The following is a 22,502-nucleotide window of genomic DNA, read 5'->3' as shown; positions in this document are numbered from 1 at the left end:
AAAAAATTAATTAAAGTTGACCAAACGCATGGCAGAGTTGGCGTGTCAAGCGATGGCTGCACACCAATCAAAAACCACTATCAGTATGGTGAGATTTGGTAATGTATTAGGGTCATCGGGTTCTGTCGTACCGCTGTTTAATAAACAAATTGCCGCAGGACGGCCTATCACCTTGACGCATCCAGATGTGACAAGGTATTTCATGACGATTCCTGAAGTAGCTCAGCTGGTTATCCAAGCAGGGGCAATGGCAAATGGCAGCGAGGTGTTTGTGCTGGATATGGGTGAGCCAGTCAAGATTATGGACTTGGCCAAACGTATGATTACGTTGAGTGGACTTAAAATCAAAAACCAACGTAACCCTAATTGTGATATTGAAATTGTCATTGCGGGTTTACGCCCCGGTGAAAAACTGTATGAAGAGCTGATTATTGATGGGGATAATATTGAAACAACTCAACACCCACTTATTATGAAAGCCAAAGAACATTTTTATAGCTTTGATGAAATAACAAACGAAGTAGATGCAGTTCAAATGCAGAATAATAGTACTAAAGATACGCATTGGCTTAGGGCGGAGTTCTTTAAATATGTAGAGGGGTATAAGCCTAAGGTATAAATCTATGATTAAAAAGTAGAGTTGTTAAGTTTTAATGAATTAAACGATACCTTCTTTCAGTTGCAATTTAGGCTTTTGTCAATTATGCATAAACAAATCATGTCTAATATATTCTGGCTAATTGCAGAAAAGATTATTACAATTATTTTGGTATTTTATGTAGAAGGGGTTATTGCAAGATTATTATCACAAGCAGATTATGGCAAATGGATATACAGTGTAAATTTAGTCCTATTGCTTAGCTCTCTAAGCTTAATTGTGGGTGCTGAAGTATTGGTTCCCACCTTGAGCAAACACAAAAAAATAACCGATTCATTGTTATTTAATACCTTTATTATTCGTTTGGTATTTGGTTTTTTTGCGTCATTCTGTACATTTATTTATGTTAATTTTTTTGTTACTGATGTTATCTTAAAGAGCTTTCTAGGTGCCTTGGCACTGGTTTTGCTGTTAAATGAACCTTTTGGTGTAGTGACGAGTTATTTTCAATCAAAGGTCAATATATTGCCAGTTACGATAGTGCGCATCATAGCTCTAGGTGTACGGGCGTTGGTGGCAACGGTTATATTAAAATGGGCATTGAGTATTGATTATATACCTTGGTCTCGAGTGTTAGAAAGCGTGACCAGTGCGATAGGGCTTTCTTTATTGTATATTATTTATAGAGGCAAAATCCGTTTTAACTTTTCCAAAAAAATATCAAAAATATTGTTTTATCGAGGGCTGTTATTATGGCCTTCATTAATGATGATGTATTTTTTTCAACGGATTGATAGATTTTTTATTGAGCATTATTTAAGTTTTGATTATTTGGCATTATATGGCATCAGTGTTCAGATAATAGAACAAGCGACTTTATTATTTGGTATGGTGGTACAGTCAATTGCACCGATATATATCTTTAATAAAATGTCTGATGCAGAAAGATTTGGTAAACTCAATCGCATTGTTATGCTCATGGTAGGGCTTTCAATCCTCAGTATCATTGTTGGATATTTTTTGATACCTTTCTTTATCCAGTTGGTTTATGGTAAAAGTTATGATGGTGCTATCCCGATTACGATTGGATTATTGCCGAGTTTGTTATTTTTTAGTATTGATACGGTATTAACACAATATTTTTATGCTAAAAATTTGGGAAATAAACTAATTTATAAATGGATAGTTATGGCGATGTTCACTTGCATGAACTATTGGCTATGTCTCGATATACTCCAATTAAAATCAGCCATTTTGACCTACAATCTCAATTACTTTATTATGTTAGTTATTACAATTATTTTGTTTAGAAGATATATTTATGAAAAATAATAAAGAAGTAAATCTAACTATTTTTACGCCTACTTATAATCGAGCTCATACTTTGCCAAGGGTGTTTGAAAGTCTTGAAATCCAAACCCTCAAAAACTTTGAATGGTTAATTATTGATGATGGCTCAACGGATAATACTGAAGAAGTGGTCAATAGTTTTTATAGTAAAGCAAGTTTTCCAATTAGATATGTTAAACAAGAAAATGCAGGTAAACAGGCAGCATGGAATAAAGCAGTAGGCTTAGCTAACGGTAAATATTTTTGTGGTTTAGATTCAGATGATGCGTTATATTCTAAAGATAATGTAAAAGAAGTTTTTGAGAACCACATTAGCTTATTACAAGATCCTACTATTGCGGGCTTAAGATTTTTAGCATTTTCAAATATCCAAAATGATTTTCATGGCAAAAAACTATCTGATAAAGTGGTAATTTGCTCATGGTTTGATGAGTTTAAAGCTCCAGAAAATTTTGGAGAACGTATTGATATCTTTAAAACAAATCTATTAAAAAATTTCTTGTATCCAATTAGAAATGAAACGAAATTTATTCCAGAAATTTGGTTTTACACTACTATATCAGCGGCACAATATAAATTTGCCTATATTCCTGAGCCTTTGAGAATGTTTTACGATGATGTTACAAATAATCGCTTGGGAAGAAGTAATATAGCCAAACATGCAGAAGGTCATTATATTTCTAGGGCAATTATGCTTAAAGAAATACCAACTGAAGTTTTCGTATCTAATCCTATGGCTTGGGCTAAATCTATTGTAAGATTTGGACAATGTGCCAATTCGTTGGGTGTTCCTATATTTAAGAGAATTGAAGATACAAATCTAAACTATGCTTTAATCTCTTATTTATTCAGATTTATGTAATTTTAAGGTTAATTTATGAAGAATGTCTGTTTTCTTATAGGAAATCTGAATAATTCAGGCGGTACTGAACGTGTTACTAGCTTAATAGCCAATAAGTTATGCGAAGACAATCGCTATAATATTTTTATTCTAAGTCTATGGGAAGGACAAAAACCTTTTTTTTCTCTAAATACAGATGTAAAAACGTATTCTTTATACAATATTAAACCATCATTCAAAAAACAACTTTTTCCTACTATTAAAAAAATACGTAATTTTGTTAAATATAATAAGATTGATGTTTTAATAGACGTGGATAGTATATTGTGTGTTTTTACAGTTCCTGCCTTAATAGGATTGAGGACTAAGCATATTTGTTGGGAACATTTTACATTTAATACAAATCTTGGAATCAAGCAAAGAGATTTAGGAAGAAAATTAGCAGCAAGATATTGTGATTATGTCGTCACTTTGACCAATAGGGATAAGGAGTTGTGGGAAGAAGGACTAGAGAAAATTAATGCAAAAATAGTTGCCATTCCTAATCCCACCCCTTATGAGAATTGTAATAATCAACCAAGCTTGGATAGTAAGGTAGTCCTAGCAGTAGGAAGATTAACTTATTCAAAAGGTTTTGATTTATTGTTGCAGGCTTGGAAACAGGTAGTGTCAGTAAAAGAAGATTGGAAATTACAGATAGTAGGAAATGGTGAAGATGAAAGTAAACTCAAAACTTTGGCGGATCAATTAAACATTATCGACAGTGTTGAATTTATACCAGCTACTCAAAATATTGCTGAATATTATCAATCAGCATCTATCTTTTGTTTAAGCTCTCGATTTGAAGGTTTTGGCATGGTTATTTTGGAAGCGATGTCTTTTGGCCTGCCTGTAGTAAGTTTTAACTGTGAAGTTGGTCCAAATGAACTTATTAATCATCATTATAATGGGCTGTTAGCTGAACCGTTGAATATTACAGATTTGAGCGATTGTATATTAGAAATGATCAATGTGCCTGATGAGAGTTATAAAAAATACGTTTTAAATAGCAAAATGTATTCGACCAAATATTTAATTGGAAATATTGTAGATAAATGGATAGAAATAATTTAAGGTAATGAATCAAAGGCGGCGATACAAAAAGTGTGTTCATAAAATCTATTGCTAATTAAAAATAGTATATATAGCTTTTTAAAATGCTTCTAAATCAATTAAATATTTAAAAATAAGATTTTTCCTTTTTAGGAAGTAGTATGATTATTTATTCTTGTGTATATATTATGCTGCTCTTAGCGGTTTTTTTGCAATATTTTCATAAAAGAGAATTTGCTTTTATTTGCTTTTGGTTAGGTTTTTTATCAGCTACATTGATAAATGCTTTTAGGGATATGATAGGCGGTTATGATGTATATATATATGCAGAGGTCTATGAAAATTCAGATTATGATGGTAACGTTTTCAAATGGGAGTGGGGATTCTATAATCTCGGAAGATTGATTCATTTTTTCAGTGGAAATAGGTACTTTTATTTTGCAATATTAGCGACAATTATTATGTTTAGCTACTTAATAGTGGCTCAAAAACAGAAAAAACGATTTAATTATTATTTAGTGTTTTTTTTAATATTTTGTAAACTTTATTTTTATTCATTTGTATATTTAAGACAGAGCCTAGCTATTATATTTATTTGGTTTGGTTTTCTTTACTATGTAAATAATCAGAGGTTGAACGGTAGATTACTTTCATTAATAGCAGGTCTGTTTCATATCAGTGGGTTAGTTTCACTTTCAATGTTCCTTAAGAGATCTATTTTTTCAAGAAATACAGTATTTTTCTTGTTTATTTCAGGGTTTTTATTAATTTTTGTCTCATCAACTACGCAAATTTTCTCAATTTTGGGGAGTGCGTTAGAAAATAATAAAGCAAGTATATATGGTGAGAATGGATCTTTATTCAACTTTTTCTATTTGATAGAAGCCGCCATATTGTTTCTTTGGCTATCTATTCGTTTTAAAGTATATAATTTAGAGAGTTATAAATACCAAATGGTATATAATGCCTCAACGCTTTATATGTTTTTCTTATTGCTATCAGTTACTAATGCTACAGCGGCAAGATTTACTTGGTATTTTTTAATTGGTCCATTAATGTTTATTGTTCATGAAATTGAATCAAGACGCAAAAATAGTGACCTAATATTGTTATCAGTTTTGCTCTATTTTAGTTTAGTATTTTTCAGAGTTATGTTTGTGTGGGATGGGGGAGACTTCATGCCATATAAATCAATTTTCAATGATGAACCAAGGCATGGACGATGGGAGTTTATGGAGTATCGTTCAAAATGATGAGAATAAAATGAAAATTTTATATGTTATTACAGGTTTAGGGCTAGGCGGTGCAGAGAAAGTCGTCTGTGATTTAGCTGACCAAATGGTTTTAAAGGGTCATGAAGTTAAAATAGCATATTTGACAGGAGATAGGCTTGTGATACCGAAATCTCCTGACGTTGAAGTCATATATTTAGCGTTAAATGGTATAAAATCTTTTATTCCTGCATCTAGCCAATACCGTAACATATTAAGAAGCTTCCGTCCTGATGTAGTTCATGCTCACATGGTTCACGCCAATATTTTTGTAAGATTAAACCGTATTAATCAAAAATTTCCTAAACTTATATGTACTGCCCATAATTCTAATGAAGGTGGTAAAATACGGATGTTAGCATACAGATATACCAACTTATTATCTGATATAAATACAAATGTCAGTGAGGACGCATCGCAGGCGTTAATTGATAAAGGTGCATTTACAAAAGATAATTTAATGACAGTTTATAATGGTATTGATCTAAATAAGTTTAATATTAATAAGGCTCAAAATAACTTTATCTCTGTACATCAAAATATTATAAAATGCATCTCGGTTGGTAGGTTTAATGAACAAAAGGATTATCCAAATTTATTAAATGCAATCGCACTATTAGAAAAAAAGTTGGAAATTCCAGTTAAGTTTCAGATTGCTGGTGATGGTGTATTACGTTTAGAATTGGAAAATTTGATTAATAAATTAAATTTAAATGCTTATGTAGAACTATTGGGAAATAGAAAAGATATACCTCAGCTTTTAAATAATTCTAAGTTTTTTATCTTATCATCTAAGCATGAGGGGTTACCAACAGTAGTTATTGAGGCTATGGCTTGTGGATGTTTTGTTATAGCGACAGATTGTGGTGGCACAGCGGAAATTATGGGCGATACAGGCATATTAGTACCGCCACAAGATTCACAAGCACTTGCCCAAGCCATGCAACAGGCGCTTAGTTTGACGGATGAACAAATCGAAGTGAATAATAAACGAGCTAGAAAACGCATTGAAGAGCTTTTCTCATTAGAAAAAAGCGTTGAAAAATGGTTAGAAATTTATGAAGCAAAACAATAAAATACTGCTGATTGGTACAACAGCTGAATGTGTATATAATTTTAGAAAAGATTTAATTCTCACATTGGTAGCTAAAGGCTATGAAGTCTATGCTTTCACGACTGATTATATTCCTAGCGAACTCGAGAAAATTTCGGCATTAGGTGCCACTCCAGTCCCTTATGTTTTTAGTAGGGGAGGATTAAATCCACTTAATGAAATTAAAAATACTATTTTTCTCTACCAAAAAATCAAAAAAATAAATCCTTACCTAGTCTTAAGTTATTTTGCTAAACCTGCTATTTTTGGTACTCTTGCTGCAAAAATGGCAAAAGTTCCCAGAATTTTTGCTATGTTAGAAGGGTTGGGTTATACGTTTACTGAGCAGCCAGTAGGGCTAAGTACTAAAACCAAATTTATTAAACAATCCCAAATTGCATTATTTAAATTGTCATTACCATTAGCAGATGGCGTTATATTTTTAAACCATGACGACCCAAAAGACTTATTAGAAAATAATAAAATACGAGTAAATAAGATACATATTTTAGGTGGTATAGGAATAAACTTAGAAGATTTCTCATATGCAATAAGATATCCTGAAAAAGATATGAAATTTTTATTCATTGGTAGATTACTCAAAGAAAAAGGAATCCATGAGTTTGTTCAGGCAGCAAAAATCGTAAAAAATCGGTATCCTAGTACAAAATTCATTGTCTTAGGGGGTATTGATAAGAGTAATTTAGGTTCCCTAACAGAAATAGAAATTAAGAAGTTAGTAGAAACAAACTTGATTATTCATCCAGGCAGAGTAGATAATATTGTTGAATGGATCGTAGAGAGTGATGTATTTGTATTACCATCATACAGAGAAGGCATACCCAAAAGCACACAAGAAGCAATGGCAATTGGGCGTGCTGTCATAACGACTGATGTGCCAGGATGTCGTGAAACCGTAATTGATGGTGTGAACGGTTTTATTATTCCCAAATGGAATCCCCAAGCTTTAGCCGAAAAAATGATCTATTTTATTGAAAATCCTAAAAAAATTACTGAAATGGGTAATGAAAGTTGTAAAATAGCACAAGAGAGATTTGATTCTGCTAAGGTTAATGATCGGCTGTTAGAGATATTAAATTTATAATTCATATTAACGATATATTGACGCCTAAATTACTAGCCGAAACAGATAAAGAAATGATCAAGACTTTATCACTAAAAAAATATTTTGGCTATATTATGAAAACAGCTTTGGGTAAAGGAAGTGGTGATGCAGTTAAACAATATAAAATTTCTTAAGCTGCCTTTAGCAATTAGCGTTGCGCTATTGTGTAGCTTTTCTGCACATGCAGGTCAATTAGTTCAAATTGATAGTGAGCTACGTCAAACACTTGAGATTTTAAAACTCAACGGCGTTTTAAATGTTGATATATCAACATGGCCGATTAGTTCAGAAGCCATAGAGACAGCCTTGAGTCAAGCAAAGCCCAAATCAGACAATGATAAACTGTTACTGGGTAAAGTTAAACAAAAGCTTGAAGCCAACGATGTATCCAAGCTACAAATAGTAAGCAACATCAATGGTGACGAGCGTGCTGTGTTTAGCGGATTTAATACCGAAGGCAATACGGTGACGCCTTTAGGTGTTAGTTTTTCTCATAGTCATGCAGGTGATAACATTGATTACAAAATTCAAGGCACCTTAAATGTCGATGATGATGAGCCTAGCAAGTTATCTAATCTTGATGGCAGCTACCTCGGCACAAAATTAGGCAATCATCGCCTTGCCTTTGGTAGTATTCCGGTATGGTGGGGCAACGGGGTTGATGGCAGTTTAATTCGCAGTGATGCGGCTAGACCTGTCACGGGCTTTTTAATGCAGCGCGCCAATAATACTCCTATTAATTTTCCTGTGTTATCAAAACTGGGGAATTTTAATTACCAAATAACAGCTGGGCAATTACAAGATTATCAGGCAGTGCCTGATGCAAAGCTCATCGGTATGCGGGCAAGTTTTCAACCGCATGAAGCCTTTCAAATCGGCGCATCTCGTACAATTACGTGGGGTGGAGATGGGCGAGATGAAAGCCTGAAATCATTTGGAAAAGCCTTGACTGGTAAATATGACAATCCCGATAATGCCGAAAATGATATTTCAAACCAAATTGCGGGTATTGATGCACAATTAAACTTAAGGCCTATCGTAAACCTACCAATGAGCTTATATGGTGAGTTTATCGGTGAGGACGAAGCAGGCGGTTTACCGAGTAAACATGCTTATTTGGCAGGGTTAAAAGGTGCGATTCCACTGTTTCAACAGCCTTGGCTCTGGCATGCAGTATGGGCGAATACTTATTATGATTTGGATAAAAGTGGTGTAATGTATAATCATCATGTCTTTACAGATGGTTATTATCAAAAGGGCTTGCCGCTAGGTCATCCGATAGGTGGGGATGGTGAAATCATTAGTGTGGGGCTATCAGGTAATATTAACGCTAACAACCAGCTCGGGTTAAAATACGCCAACGCCAAAGTGAATCAGTCTAATCAAGTGATTAATGCTGCCTTCCCAACCAAGCAAGATTTGGATATTGTCGAAGCCGATTGGAAACATAAATACAATGACAAAACCTCGGTTAAAATGGGTATTTGGGGTAAAAAAGACAGCATCAGCGATGATAAAGATGCGGGTGGTAATTTGGTGTTAGAGTATAGCTACTAATTTTGAGTTATAAAAAAAGCCCAAGCAGGGCTTTTTTTATGATTTTACGGTTTAACTTTTACTGTTCGACAAACGCGCGTTCAACCACATAATCGCCTGTGCCGCCCATGCGTGGCGAGGGTTTAAGACCAAATTCATCGAGTAGTGCCGCCACATCTTTATTCATGGACGGGCTACCACAAATCATTGCGCGGTCATCGCTTGGATTGATGGGTGGTAATCCGATGTCTTGGAACAACTTGCCTGATTTCATTAGATCGGTCATACGCCCTTCATTGCGGAACGGCTCACGCGTGACGGTGGGGTAATAGATAAGTTTATCTTTAACGTATTCACTCAGCAGCTCATCTTCAAACAAAGATTTTTCAAACATCTCACGGTAGCCTAGCTCACTCACATAACGTACGCCATGCACCACGATAACTTTCTCAAAACGCTCATACACTTCTGGGTCACGGGCAAGTGACAAAAATGGTGCCAAGCCTGTACCCGTTGCTAGCATATACAAATGCTTGCCAGGGTTTAGGTCATCAAGCACGAGGGTGCCAGTGGGTTTTTTGCTCACCAATAATTTATCACCCACTTTGATATGCTGTAAAATAGACGTCAAAGGACCATCTTGGACTTTGATAGAATAAAATTCGAGCTCTTCATCATAGTTGGTGCTGGCAATAGAGTAGGCACGCATCAAAGGTTTTCCATTGACTTCCAGACCAATCATGGCAAATTCACCATTCCTAAAACGTAAACCTGCATTACGGGTAGTTTTTAGGGTAAATAATGTGTCATTCCAATGATGCACATAGGTAACGGTTTCTTCATAAAATTTTGACATAGCGCCCAACCTTGTATTGGTCATAAATAAAAATAAAACTGGATAAAGAATAAAAATAGCGGGTTAATATTGACATTCTGGGGCGATATGATAGCAAATTTTTGATGAATTAGTCGAATTTGGGCGTAAAAAAATGGCATAATCATAGTTTAAAATATCATATTTTAACGACCCATTATGTTACCACAACAAATTACCCTGCCGATTATCGGCATTGTGAACTCCCCGCTTAAGCAAAAGTTTGGCACACCTCGCCAGCCCAATCTTGTCGATATCAACGCGACTATCAGCATGTTGCCGCCCTACAATGTGCTCAGTGCTTTTGAAGGTATTGCCCAATTTAGCCATCTTTGGATTATATGGCAATTTCATCAAAATCGAATCAATACCAATCAGTCAAATTTTCAGACAACGGTCCGCCCACCTAGACTTGGTGGCAACCAAAAGATAGGGGTCTTTGCCAGTCGAAGTATGTATCGACCGGCAAATATTGGATTGTCAGTGGTCAAATTTTCGCATATTGAAAACAGTGAGGACGGCTTGAGGCTGCATATCATCGGCGCTGATATGATAGATGGCACACCAGTCATTGATATGAAACCATATTTGCCTTATAGCGATAGTATCGATGATGCGATTGCTGGGTATGCCGCCCAAAAACCCGTCATCAAGTCGGTGCATTGGCATCCAGATTTATTGCAAGGTTTATCGCATATTGCAGTAAAAGGTCAGCTCAAGCCAACAGATTGGCAAACCATCGAACAACTCATTGCCCAAGACCCTAGACCTGCGTATCGCCAGCAAGAGCTTAATACCCAATTTGTCATGCGTTATCAGAATGTCGATGTTCATTTTTGCCAGATAGCGGATAGTGTTTTGCAAATTCAAACGATTGAGCTATTAAACTAAGCCGTGGTATGGATGATATGAAAGTATTTACTTAGCTGTATATTGCTAAACTGTTTCAAAAAATTTTAATTGTTCACAAAATACTGACTATATAGCGTAATTATTCGCTATATTTTTTTTAATTATTTAGTATGATATGGGCTGTATTTTACTTAAATAACGTTAGGACACCGTATGATTAAACTGGGCAAAATCAGTCAAGCTATGATAGGCATGCTATTAATGGGCGTCACCGTGAGTGGTATCGCTGAAGATAAAAATAACGATACCATCGCAATTGATATGTCAGAATTATCGACCACCAAAGAAGAAGTAGCGGTATTACAAGTGTTATCAGAAATCTGCCCACCCATGTTGAATAAATCGCAACAAACAGGGTTTAACACCGCTTATAATGTCGAGCTAAAAAAATTAATGCCGACCATCAGCGATCCTCGTTTAGCGGTGCAGTACTTGTCCACTCAGCAAGATTACAAGCAAATTTTGAATGAAACTCGCCAATGGACACTTAGTTATCCAAAAGCGGACAATCTTCAATTATGTAAAGAACTTGCCAGCAGTAAATACTAGTTTAACTCAAGCCGTGCTATCAACCCCCTAACTGATTTAGGGGGTTTTATTTATGATAAATCGTTGATTTTTAGACCGAATACAGTGTTGAATCACGATTTTTTTTGCTAATATAGGCAATTTGTTTTACCAAGCGGCCAAGTAAACAGGTCGCATTTGATTTGAGCCAAGAGTGAGTGAGATGAAAGCAATCGCAATACCGCAATATACCCAACGTCTGATGGTCGGCACTTTTGTCGCCGCCAGTTTTTTTGCCACAACTGTACAGGCAAATGCCGCCATACAACAGCCTGAACTAGACAATTCTGCTTTTATCTTAATTGACTATGATACGGGCACGGTATTGGCTCAAAAAAATGCCGCGCAGCCATTCCCACCCGCATCATTGACCAAGATGATGACCAGTTATATCATTGAGCAGCGGCTGCTATCAGGGGCATTAAAAGAAAACGAACCTATTCTCATGACCCCAGAGGCTTGGTGTAAAGGCTCAAGTGAAGAGTCTTGTATGTATGTCCCTGTCAATACAACCGCCCCTGTGATTGATATGTTAAAAGGTATCATTATCCAATCGGGTAATGATGCATCAAAAGCGATGGCACAGCACATTGGCGGTAGCGAAACCACGTTTGCAGATTTGATGAATGAAGAAGCCAAAAAAATTGGCATGACCCATACCCATTTTATGAATGCGACCGGTATGCCACAAGAAGGCCATCAAGCATCTGCCGAAGATTTGGCGAAACTCGCCCAAGCGATTATAAAAAACAGCAAAAAGTATTATCCCATCTATAGCCAAAAACAATTTACTTATAACGGCATCACCCAGGGCAACCGCAATGCGCTGTTGTTCACTGATCCAACGGTAGACGGCCTAAAAACAGGACATACCGACGAAGCAGGCTACTGTCTAGTAGCATCGAGTAAACGCGGTGATATGCGTCTGATTTCAGTGATTATGGGTACTAAAAGCGCTCAAGAGCGCGCAGACCAATCGCGCAACTTACTCAACTGGGGATTTAGTAACTTTGCTACTAAAATTGCCGCCCCTGCCCAAAAAAGCTACGGCAGCGTGCCAGTCAACTTCGGTGCTGTCGATAAAGTCAACGTCGTCAGCAAAGGCAATTTACAAGTACTAGTGCCAAAACTGGATCAAGAAAAAATCAGCACTGTGGTCAATTTGCCAGCCGATGTTAAAGCGCCGTTAGCGCAAGGTCAAGAAGTGGGTAAACTGGTGGCTATGCTCAATGGCAAACCTGTGGCGTCTGTCCCATTGGTCGCTGAAACCCAAGTTCAAGAAGCAGGAATTTTTAAACGTATGTGGCAGCACATCGTATTGTTCTTTAAAGGTTTATTTTAAATTACAAAGAAAAATCACAAAGAAAAAAACCCTTCAAATGAAACGAAGGGTTTTTTTAACTCAATATATTGCACAGCTCTTTGATATATTGATCGAGTCGCTCGTCTATGACTTCTTTTTTCACAAAATAATCCACCCCAGCTATTTTTAGTAATTCAATGGTATGCGGATTTAACGCTTTGGTGTCATAAACGCAGATAATGGTGACCCTGGCTTTATTTTCACGCTCACGAAATTTGCTGACGAAGTCTAACATCGCTTGATAATCGATATTTCGCGAGATAAATAACGCATCCACCGTATGAAATAACAAATAATCTTCAAGAAGTTCGCTACTGGTAAACGTCTCAACTTTAGCACCCGCATTTTCCATGCGTTTGGCCGTTTCGAATAAATCCTCATAGTGATACCAAGCGACAATATGTTTATTTAGCAATAAATTGCGTTCATAGTTGTGTTTCCAATCTTTTAGCAATAAGGATACCTGAAAATTGCTACCCACATCAGGTTCGCTAGTAACTGTGATGCTGCCTTTCATCAGTGCTAACAGTTTTTTCACCAAAAATAATCCTGCAGAATTAGTTGATGAGGAATGTTTTACTTCAGGATTAATTTGGAAAAAAGGTTCAAAAATTAGCTCTAAATATTCCTTTGCAATGCCTATGCCAGTGTCTTCAATCTGCAGCGTCCATCGTACTTGCGTTTGTAAATGTTGCAACTGCGAGGTGATTGTTATGCTGCCTTTATCGGTAAATTTAATCGCGTTTTCTAGCAATGAATTAATAATTAGGGTGATTTTTTGAACATCGCCTTCTAGGACATAGTCGGCATGATAGGGCTTTGCCTTTAACGTGATATTTTTCTCGGCAGCCAGAGGCTGATAATCATTGACAATTTGGGTGATTAACCCCGTTGGACTAAATTGGTAGGCGCTGACCCCTGTTTGACCTTTATCGATACGGTTAATTTGGATGATTTGATCCAGCTTAGCATTTAAATCATCTTTACCCAAAGTAATAATTTCAACGGCATCTTTTTGCTCAGCGCTGATATATTGATTGTGTAATAGCTGTAGACCCGATTCGATACGACTTACAGAGGATTTGAACTCATGAATCAAAATATTTTCAAATTTTGAATTGTGCTCAAGCTGCTTAATTTGGGTTTCTTCAAGGTCATTTTTTTCTTGGCGCAGGGTGTTGATTTGGGCAATTTGCGCCTTGTGCTTGTTGAGCAAATACACCAAGGCTTTTTCAAATACCCAAGCCTCATTACTTTTTGGCAGCTTATACGCCTCTGCCGTTAAAAAATCATCTTGCAAAATGTGATGGCTTAAATTTTCAAGTTTTGGTAAGCGATAGGTTAAATTTTGCACCTTTTGCAGCACAAACCACAAATTGAACAGCGCAATAAATGATAACACAAGCACTAACGGCAAATGTTGCCAAAACCATTGCTGGCGAATGGCTTGTAGGTCAAGGGTGATATTGTTATAACCAATCAGCTGCTCTACTTTAGTGTTGTCTTGATGGGGCTTGAATGTCAATAAATTAATTTTAACAGGTTCACTCAATCCGTAATAGCGCTCAAAAAAAACCTCTGTGACTTTAATCGGATGGGTGGTCGGATGCTGCTGCTGGTCAAATGGAAAAAACACAATGCTTTCGTACTGCGGCATCTCGCTTAACAGTGTGTCAATGCTAGCGGTTGTCACACTGTTAGGATTGCTTGCAGTAGACTGGGCAAGTAGATAATTAATCTTACTTGCCTGTTTGATTTCATATTGCACAGTTTGGGTCAAGTCGACTAAGGTATAAATCGCAAGGCAAATAAATAAAACCAATAAAAAGGGTATTGCAACGATACGCTTTACCCCAATTTGATAACCTAAACTCTTCTGTACCATTCACTCATCCCTTAAAACGCCAATTAACATCACCTTAACGTTTTTTGCCGCGTTTTTTGAATTTTTGCACTTCTCGACGTTTACGTTCTTTTTGCGCATTCGTCATGGTATTGGTGCGACCTGCATAAGGATTGGCGTTTTGTTTAAATTCAACCCGAATCGGGGTGCCTTCAAGCTTAAATACCTTGCGAAATTCGTTTTCTAGGTAGCGACGATAACTGTTTGGCACTTGGCTGGTCTGATTGCCATGAATCACAATAATCGGTGGATTATGACCGCCCAAATGCGCAAAGCGCAATTTAATGCGTCGCCCGCCTACCATAGGGGGCTGGTGTGCAGTAACCGCATCTTGTAGAATTTGGGTCAAGCGACTGGTGGAAATATCAAACATTGCCGCATCATAGGCACGGTGAATCGATGGGTAAAGATTGCCAACACCCGTTCCGTGAAGCGCCGAGATTAAATGGACTTTTACATAAGGGATAAAGTTAAAACGTCGATCCATTTCAATTTTGACAAAGTTCTTTTGGTCTTGGTCAAGCCCGTCCCATTTATTGATGGCAAGCACCATCGCGCGACCTGCTTCTAAGGCGTAGCCCAACAAGTTCAAATCCTGATCGGTAATGCCTTCTTGCGCATCAATGACTACGATGACCACGTGGGCATCTTTGATGGCTTGCAAGGTTTTTACCACAGAAAATTTTTCAACTTTTTCGTCAATACGTCCACGGCGACGCACGCCTGCGGTATCAATCAACACATAATGTCTATTGTCACGCTCATAAGGGATATAGATACTATCGCGCGTGGTACCTGGCATATCAAAAACCACCACGCGTTCTTCACCGAGCAAGCGATTGACAAGCGTCGATTTGCCCACGTTGGGTCTGCCAATGATGGCGATACGTAAGCCATCAGGTGCTTGTTCTTCTTGGTCATCGGTGGGCATATTGGCAGTGACGGCTTCTAATAAATTGCCCACCCCACGTCCGTGACTGGCTGCCATGGGAAATGGCTCGCCAAAACCTAACGCATAAAATTCATGAATCGCCGCTTCATGGACGCCATCCATTTTATTGGCGGCTAAAAACACCGGCTTTCCTAGGGTGTGAAGCTGTTTGGCAATGACTTCGTCGGCACCTGTGATACCTGCGCGGCTATCAACCACAAATACAATGATATCGGCTTCATGGATAGCGGTATGCGATTGGTGCGACATATAATCATCAATGGTGCCGTCACCTTCATCCACTTCGCCAATACCACCGGTATCGATGACGATAAAGGATTTTTCTTCAAAGGTTGCATCGCCATATTGACGGTCGCGGGTAAGACCTGCCAAATCAGCAACCAAGGCTTGACGACTGCGGGTCAACTGATTAAATAGGGTGGACTTGCCAACGTTCGGACGGCCAATCAAGGCAACAACTGGTTTCATAAATTTAATTTCCAAAATTTTCAAAAAGCAAGATTTTCAACAAGCAAGATTTTAAACATGCTTGAAAAATTCATTATTTCTATAACTTAACAAACCCAACATCGCGCTGCAATGCTGGGTTGTCATTTAAACTCACACTTTTATCAGTATGGGCTGCTCATCCACTTACCAAAACTGCTAAATGCGTAAACAGTTTAACAATTAACGATTTACTTGCCAAACACTAAATGCGCCATTTGCGCTTTGGGCAATCAAACGGTTATTGATAAACTGTAATACCGCCACGTCGGATTTGGCTTGTTTTCTGTCAACCAGTGCCCCTGAGGTGCGGTCATATACATGCAAATAACCCATGGCATCACCAACCACCACATAGTTACCGATACTCACCGCGTTACTCAAACCACGATAAGACAAATTATCGGTTTGCCAATTAACCGTGCCTGTCATTTTATCCATCGCCACCAATTCGCCATCGAGCGAAGTGGCGTAAACTTGGCTAGCATCTGTGCCGACTGATTTTAGGCTCGCCAACTCTTTGACAAAACTTAGCTGCTGTGAAGCCATATCAGCAGCGACTAACTGACCGCTATAAGACACTACATACAACATATTGCCATCTAGTACGGGGGTGGCATCCACATCAGAAATTTTTTCGATATCGCTACTGCCTTTGCTGATACCAAAACGTTTTGACCAAATGGGTACGCCATTATCGATGTTTAAAGCATGGATACGACCATCGGCTGTCGAAACCAGCACAGTATTGCGATTGAACAAAATCGGCGTGGCACTACCGCGAACACTTAAATTTGGATTTTGGGTGTTAAAATTCCAAATAGGCGCGCCAGACTCTAGCGACAGCGCACTAATTTTACCATCATTGCCAAGGGTGATGACACGGTTTTGGCTGATGAGGGCAGGGGATAGGGTTACGGTGTCCAACGGCGTCTTCCAAATAACTTTGCCAGTCATTCTATCTAACGCAATGATGACCCCTTTGCTGTCACTGACCACGGCTACGCGAGATTGTTCATCTAGCGCCACCCCTGACATTAGGCCTTGTTTGAGTTGGGTACTCCAAAGCGCTTTGCCTTGCCCATCAAACGCTTGCACACTACCGTCTACTAACGCATTCACATAGCCATTGTTGTCATACGCCACGCGAAAGGCGGTAGGTTGTTGGCTGATGGTGGTTTTGTTGCGCAAATTGCCAAAGCGTTGGCTAACTTTTGTATTACTGCCTTGACTAAACAGCGGAGAAATCACATTTTGACTGCTAGCGAGTTTCACAAGTGCGGCAGGTTTATGGACATTGTCAGATTTTTTAAACTTATCACAACCTGTGAAGGTCATCGCTACCACCAAGGCGGTTGCAAATACGGCAGGTTTCATTAAGTTTGTCGATAAGGGTGTCGATTTTGTTGTTGTTATGGTAGTCATTGTTTATCTCGTAACGTACGGTGAAGTTTAAAATGTTGTCATTCAAAATTTTTGTCAGGTTAAGATTTTTTGCCTAATTTGCACCTATTTTATGCTTGAGGCAACAGCAGGCGCAGATGCGGTTGCAGCAGCAGGGGCAGTATTTTCAGCTTGGGTAGGTGCTTGGGTAGGTTTGACGAGTACGCCACCTGTTAAATCAGGTTGTTTGACGCTTAGGCCTAGGCTTTCCATTTTGATACGCAGCAATGCACGGTCTTGTGGGTTTGGGCTGTTCTGATTACGTTGTTCAATCAATTGCCAAGCCTTTTGGTAATGAGTAGCAGCCGCTTTTTTATCGCCTTGTTGGTTGGCAATGTCCCCCAAAATCTCAAGTTTACTGGCTTCAAAGGCAGCGGGTAAGGGGCTTTGCAAGCGTTTTTGTGCCGCATCCGCTTGATTGTCTGACAATAGCACTTGTGCTTGGCGCAAAATGGCAATGGCTTTTAACCCATCATCTTTGAGCGTTAACTGAGATGCTTTTTGTAGCGTTGCCGCCGCCGCTTTTAAATCATTTTTATCGGTTTGCTGTTTGGCTTGCAGCATCAAGGCTTGCCATGTATAAACCGAATTATCATGGTTAGCCACAAATTCGCCCAAGTCTTTGTCCAAATTGGTTTGCGCCGTAGTCAGTTGCGCTTGTGCTTTGGTATCGCTGGCAGCTTGGGTGGTTAGGGTCTCAATGTTGTTTTGGTCGCTTTGAATTTTGGCAAAATCGTTCGCCGCTGCGGTATCTATATTGCCGCCATGCTTTTGCCAGTAAGTCCAGCCAAAATAACCCGCTAATACCAACATAATGGCGGATACAATATAGCCACCATATTGTTTGAGCGCGCCTAAGGATTGCTGTTCATCATTTACTAGCTTAGGTTGTACGTCTTTAACCATTACATAAAGCCTTTCAAAAAATTACTGATATAAGTTGCCCATCAAATTTGGCTCAATCGGATAGATTAGATAAAATCTGGATTTTCGCTAAAGAGCGTGTCACTTGCGACCGTAATTTGGTCACCAGTTGCCATTTTTTTGATGGTAATTTGCTGATTGGCGACTTCATCTTGCGCGATGATCACTGACAATTGCGCACCTGATTTGTCGGCTTTCTTCATTTGCGCTTTTAAACTCGTGGCACTCGCCATTTTTACGCGAAGATTTGAACGTCGCGTACGTAGCTCATGGGCAAATTTGATGGCATCGGTGTAAACATCAGGATGGGCGACCACAAATACATCACAGGCAGGCGTTGCCTCAAATGGACGTACCTTTTGCATGAGTAACAGCAAACGCTCAAGCCCCATGGCAAAACCTACTGCCGGTTCGGAAGCGGCTGGTTTATCACTGCCAATGGATTTGATTTGTCCGATAAGCCCATCATAACGACCCCCAGCACATACCGTGGCTTGGCTACCTAGCTGGTCAGTCGTCCATTCAAATACGGTTTTATTGTAATAATCTAAACCGCGTACCAGTTTTGGATTAATGACAAAATTGATGCCGACTGCTTTAAGATACTGTTGTAAGGCTTCAAAATGCTGCTGGCTTGCTGCCCCCAAAAAGTCAGCAAGCTTTGGGGCATTCTCTAAAATTTGTTGGGTGTTTTTATCTTTACTATCCAAAATGCGTAGTGGGTTGGTGGTTAAGCGGCGCTGACTATCTTCATCCAATTGAGATTTTTTATCGGTTAAAAAATCCACCAAGGCTTGGCGATACGCCAGTCGTTCTTCTATCTCACCCAAGCTATTAATCTCAAGTTGCACCACGTCTAAAATACCCAATTTTTGCCACATTTGGTAAGTCATGATAATGAGCTCAGCATCGGCATCCGCTAATTCACTGCCAAAACTCTCAACCCCTAATTGGTGAAACTGACGATAACGGCCTTTTTGCGGTTGTTCATAGCGAAACATAGGACCAATGTACCAAAGTTTTGGATTATCACCCCGCAATAAGTTATGCTCCACCACGGCACGTACCGCGCCTGCCGTGCCTTCAGGGCGTAGCGTCAATGCCGTGGGTGGGTTGGATTTGTCATAAAAGCTATACATTTCCTTTTCGACAATGTCAGTGGCATCGCCAATCGCACGGGCAAATAGCTGGGTTTCTTCAACGATTGGGATGCGAATTTGCTCAAAGCCAAATTGATTGAGTACATCGATAAGGCTGCTTTCAAGTTGGCGCCATTCGCTCGATGGGCGCGTAGATTCTGTCTCAATATGTAAGATATCATTAAAACCTTTAATGGATTTTAACATGGTCAATTTCCCAAACAATGCAAACTAAAAAATAAACGACACAAAAATTATTTAACCCGTAAAATTTCATTGGCGCGCTGGGCTTCACGCTCAGCCACTTTTTGACGGACCATGGCTTCAATCTCATCAGCAAGCTTGGTGGTATCAATCAAATGTGATTTTTCCCCATTTTTATATACTAGGCTATTTGGACTAGCGCCCACCACGCCGATATCTGATTCTTTGGCTTCCCCTGGACCATTGACTTTACAGCCAATCACCGACACATCCATTGGCTCACGGATATCTTCTAGGCGTTTTTCTAAGTCCATCATCACCCGAATCACATCAAACTCTTGGCGTGAGCAGCTAGGGCAGGCGATAAAATTCACCCCATTACTACGGATACCGAGTGATTTTAGTATATCAAAACCGATTTTAATTTCTTCTTCTGGCTCAGCGGCTAGCGAAATACGCATGGTATCACCAATGCCTTCTAGCAGTAGTCCGCCTAACGCAATCGCAGACTTAACGGTACCGGTGCGGTACACCCCCGCTTCTGTCACACCTAAATGCAAGGGATTGTCAACTTGTGCAGAAATCAACCGATACGCATCCATGGTCAAAAACACATTACTGGCTTTGACTGAGATTTTAAATTGATCAAAGTTATTACGATCTAAAATATCAATATGGCGCATCGCCGATTCAAGCATAGCTTCATCCGTGGGTTCACCATATTTTTTTTGGATATCTTTTTCTAGTGACCCCGCGTTTACGCCAATACGCATACTGATGCCATGATGTTTGGCGGCGGCAATCACTTCACGCACCTTTTGTTCATTGCCGATATTACCTGGGTTGATACGTAAACAGTCTGCACCCGCATCAGCCACCGCCAGTGCAATTTTATAATCAAAATGAACGTCTGCCACCAGGGGCACAGAAACTTGTCTTTTGATTTTGGCAAAGGCGGCAACGGATTCCATGGTAGGGGTGGAGACGCGCATCAGATCAGCACCGGCATCGACACAGCGCTGAATCTGTGCCACAGTGGCATCAACATCGCAGGTATCGGTATTGGTCATACTTTGCACACTAATGGGGGCGTCACCGCCTACTGCGACATTACCGACGTAGATTTTTTTGGTGAGTTTACGTTTGATGGGGTTATGCGCTGACATAGGCGTTCCTATTATTATAACTGTTATAACGAATGGTTTAGCGTATTTTTAAAGTGATAAGTCGTTAAGGTTTTAAAGTAAAATTGGCTTTATCGTTTTGGGCATAATTGCTTAATTTAATCGGTTGTTTGTTCAAATCCAAGCTCACGTTGCTGGCTTTGTCGATATTGACTTGAAACGGCGCTTGACCTGTCAATTGGTAACTACCGCGTGCTTGATCACCATCTAAAATCGTATTGCCTGTCGCATCGACAATGGTGATTTTGGTGGTATCTTTCACAAAAATGTCAATCGAAGCTTTGGCACCAGCTTGTCCTGTCGCTGCTGTACCACTGGCGTTATCAGCACTCACCGCAACACCGGTAATGGCAGATCCGGTGGCGGGTAACCCGCTGGCAGTTACCGTGTTTGTCACAATCGCTGAGCCTGCATTGTTAAGCGACGCACCGCTGACTTGGTCTTGGGTTGGCATACTGGCAACAGCGCTAGCGGGCGCTTGTTCAACCGAGTCATTATGTGCTTTGCTAACTTTATTAAAAATAAAAATCGCAAGCCCCAATACCAATAAAATTCCACCAATGACAAAAGGGTTAATACGCACACTGGGACGCGCTTCACGATTAAGCGTACCCATCGGCTGCATCGGGGCATTGATGACCGTGGCATATTTTTGTTTGAGGGTAGCGGGGTACTGGACATCAAAACTTTGCGCGACCAGATTTTTATCCAAACCCAAAAAACGCCCATAGGTAGTGGCAAAACCGCGTGCAAAGGTAGGTTGTGGTAAGGCGTCAAAATCATTGGCTTCAAGCGCTCGAAGATGACTTTTTAAAATAAAGGTTTTGGCAGCGACATCGTCAATCGATAAGCCTTTTTTCTCACGGGCTTGTTTAAAACGCTGACCCAAAAGCTGGGTTGTGTCATGAACAGGGGTAGAGTTTTGTTGATTGTCGGTGTTATTGCTGTTTTCCATCTTATTTCCAAGTTGACGTTGGGGTTAAAAGTCCAGAACGAATCTGCTTTGCTTCATCGCTAAGGGGATAGCGATCCAAAAGCTGCTGCGCTAATTTTTGCAATTCCAAGGGGTTGTTCGCAAGTTTGGCAAGCCTAATCCCTTGCGATAAAGTGCGCGGGTCAAGGTTGGATTGACCAATAATTTTAACCAAATCATTATACAGCGCCTGCGCCTCCAAAAATTTGCCATCAGCCAATAAAATATCAATGAGCTCTGTACGGGCGACGATGCTTTGGCGGTTGGCATCGAGCGCTTTGATAAATGATTGTATCGCCAGTGGTTTGTTTTTGACCTTTAACGCTGTACGACCTAAATTCTCTAACGCACTGGCACGACCGTCATACCCTAACGCAGAACCCGCAATTTGAAACTGCGCAATTGCTTCTTGGTTACGACTGAGTTGGGCAAGATAGACGCCATAGTTGTTGTTTGCTTGACTAAAGTCAGGATTGAGTGCGATGGCGTTTTTAAAATAAGCTTCGGCTTTTTGCATATTGCGCGGGCTGCCTTCTTGCTGCAACAACACACCCATCATATCATTGGCTTCTGCTGACTTTGGATAAGACTTTAATGCACTCTCTAACTGCCGTTTGGCATCGTCTAATTTACCACCACGAATATATTCAGCGGCAATCGCGGTGCGAATT

Annotated in this window: 19 protein-coding genes and 1 pseudogene; 11 read left to right on the top strand and 9 right to left on the bottom strand. The window is 39.4% G+C overall.

All coding sequences use genetic code 11. From position 1 onward, the window contains the following. Window positions 1–19: 19 nt before the first annotated feature. The 8 genes and pseudogenes from RT143_RS00910 to RT143_RS00875 form a co-directional block, all read left to right on the top strand. Window positions 20–619: pseudogene (locus tag RT143_RS00910) on the top strand (polysaccharide biosynthesis protein); the annotation flags it as partial. A gap of 84 nt (window positions 620–703) precedes the next feature. Continuing rightward, window positions 704–1,930 (top strand): oligosaccharide flippase family protein, encoded by a 1,227-nt coding sequence (locus RT143_RS00905; protein ID WP_313090499.1) that lies wholly within the window; start codon window positions 704–706, stop codon window positions 1,928–1,930. Further along, window positions 1,920–2,810 (top strand): glycosyltransferase family 2 protein, encoded by an 891-nt coding sequence (locus RT143_RS00900; protein ID WP_313090497.1) that lies wholly within the window; start codon window positions 1,920–1,922, stop codon window positions 2,808–2,810. Before RT143_RS00905 ends, RT143_RS00900 begins: the two co-directional genes overlap by 11 nt. 15 nt (window positions 2,811–2,825) lie before the next feature. Further along, window positions 2,826–3,902, top strand: coding sequence for a glycosyltransferase family 4 protein (locus RT143_RS00895; RefSeq protein WP_313090495.1), 1,077 nt, complete (start codon window positions 2,826–2,828; stop codon window positions 3,900–3,902). A gap of 140 nt (window positions 3,903–4,042) precedes the next feature. Continuing rightward, a complete protein-coding gene (locus RT143_RS00890) occupies window positions 4,043–5,134 on the top strand; it encodes an EpsG family protein (protein WP_313090493.1) in 1,092 nt (363 codons plus the stop codon). After that, a complete protein-coding gene (locus tag RT143_RS00885; protein ID WP_313090490.1) occupies window positions 5,082–6,227 on the top strand; it encodes a glycosyltransferase in 1,146 nt (381 codons plus the stop codon). Before RT143_RS00890 ends, RT143_RS00885 begins: the two co-directional genes overlap by 53 nt. Next, window positions 6,211–7,350, top strand: coding sequence for a glycosyltransferase family 4 protein (locus tag RT143_RS00880; protein WP_313090489.1), 1,140 nt, complete (start codon window positions 6,211–6,213; stop codon window positions 7,348–7,350). The genes RT143_RS00885 and RT143_RS00880 overlap by 17 nt, the downstream gene beginning before the upstream one ends. A 126-nt stretch (window positions 7,351–7,476) precedes the next feature. After that, complete coding sequence (locus tag RT143_RS00875; RefSeq protein ID WP_313090488.1) at window positions 7,477–8,928, top strand: capsule assembly Wzi family protein; 1,452 nt, start codon at window positions 7,477–7,479, stop codon at window positions 8,926–8,928. A gap of 58 nt (window positions 8,929–8,986) precedes the next feature. Here RT143_RS00875 and RT143_RS00870 read toward each other — a convergent pair whose 3' ends face one another. Further along, complete coding sequence (locus RT143_RS00870; protein ID WP_313090485.1) at window positions 8,987–9,763, bottom strand: ferredoxin--NADP reductase; 777 nt, start codon at window positions 9,761–9,763, stop codon at window positions 8,987–8,989. 177 nt (window positions 9,764–9,940) lie between these two features. On the opposite strand from RT143_RS00870, the gene tsaA reads away from it, so the two are divergent. The 3 genes from tsaA to RT143_RS00855 all read left to right on the top strand — a co-directional run bounded on the left by tsaA (window position 9,941) and on the right by RT143_RS00855 (window position 12,602). Further along, window positions 9,941–10,672 carry a tRNA (N6-threonylcarbamoyladenosine(37)-N6)-methyltransferase TrmO gene (gene tsaA, locus RT143_RS00865; protein ID WP_313090483.1) on the top strand — a complete coding sequence of 244 codons (732 nt, stop codon included), beginning with the start codon at window positions 9,941–9,943 and terminating at the stop codon, window positions 10,670–10,672. A 174-nt stretch (window positions 10,673–10,846) separates the two neighbouring features. Continuing rightward, complete coding sequence (locus RT143_RS00860; RefSeq protein ID WP_188874181.1) at window positions 10,847–11,242, top strand: MCR_0457 family protein; 396 nt, start codon at window positions 10,847–10,849, stop codon at window positions 11,240–11,242. Between the two features lie 220 nt (window positions 11,243–11,462). Continuing rightward, window positions 11,463–12,602 carry a D-alanyl-D-alanine carboxypeptidase family protein gene (locus tag RT143_RS00855; RefSeq protein ID WP_040403236.1) on the top strand — a complete coding sequence of 380 codons (1,140 nt, stop codon included), beginning with the start codon at window positions 11,463–11,465 and terminating at the stop codon, window positions 12,600–12,602. A 55-nt stretch (window positions 12,603–12,657) separates the two neighbouring features. Here the strand turns inward: RT143_RS00855 and RT143_RS00850 are convergent, their stop codons facing one another. From RT143_RS00850 to RT143_RS00815, 8 genes are all read right to left on the bottom strand, one after another. Then, the gene (locus RT143_RS00850; protein ID WP_313090480.1) at window positions 12,658–14,508 is read right to left on the bottom strand and encodes a sensor histidine kinase; all 1,851 of its coding nucleotides are present in this window, start codon (window positions 14,506–14,508) and stop codon (window positions 12,658–12,660) included. A gap of 34 nt (window positions 14,509–14,542) precedes the next feature. Further along, window positions 14,543–15,946, bottom strand: a complete 1,404-nt coding sequence (der, locus tag RT143_RS00845) for a ribosome biogenesis GTPase Der (RefSeq protein ID WP_313090477.1) — start codon at window positions 15,944–15,946, stop codon at window positions 14,543–14,545. Between the two features lie 201 nt (window positions 15,947–16,147). Continuing rightward, window positions 16,148–17,389: an outer membrane protein assembly factor BamB gene (gene bamB, locus RT143_RS00840; RefSeq protein WP_313090475.1), complete on the bottom strand. Its 1,242-nt coding sequence runs from the start codon at window positions 17,387–17,389 to the stop codon at window positions 16,148–16,150. 84 nt (window positions 17,390–17,473) lie between these two features. After that, a complete protein-coding gene (locus tag RT143_RS00835; RefSeq protein ID WP_313090473.1) occupies window positions 17,474–18,313 on the bottom strand; it encodes a YfgM family protein in 840 nt (279 codons plus the stop codon). Window positions 18,314–18,378: 65 nt separating this feature from the next. Then, the gene (hisS, locus tag RT143_RS00830; protein WP_313090471.1) at window positions 18,379–19,677 is read right to left on the bottom strand and encodes a histidine--tRNA ligase; all 1,299 of its coding nucleotides are present in this window, start codon (window positions 19,675–19,677) and stop codon (window positions 18,379–18,381) included. A gap of 47 nt (window positions 19,678–19,724) precedes the next feature. Beyond that, window positions 19,725–20,840: a flavodoxin-dependent (E)-4-hydroxy-3-methylbut-2-enyl-diphosphate synthase gene (gene ispG, locus RT143_RS00825; RefSeq protein ID WP_313090469.1), complete on the bottom strand. Its 1,116-nt coding sequence runs from the start codon at window positions 20,838–20,840 to the stop codon at window positions 19,725–19,727. A gap of 64 nt (window positions 20,841–20,904) precedes the next feature. After that, on the bottom strand, window positions 20,905–21,813 hold the full coding sequence (locus RT143_RS00820) for a RodZ domain-containing protein (protein ID WP_313090467.1): 909 nt from the start codon (window positions 21,811–21,813) through the stop codon (window positions 20,905–20,907). 1 nt (window position 21,814) lies between these two features. Then, window positions 21,815–22,502 (bottom strand): tetratricopeptide repeat protein (locus tag RT143_RS00815; RefSeq protein WP_313090466.1); only part of this gene is annotated, 688 nt, incomplete at its 5' end.

This window comes from Moraxella sp. CTOTU48268 (assembly GCF_032069585.1).
Classification (GTDB): domain Bacteria; phylum Pseudomonadota; class Gammaproteobacteria; order Pseudomonadales; family Moraxellaceae; genus Faucicola; species Faucicola cinerea.
This window is presented reverse-complemented; position numbering and strand designations above follow the sequence as displayed.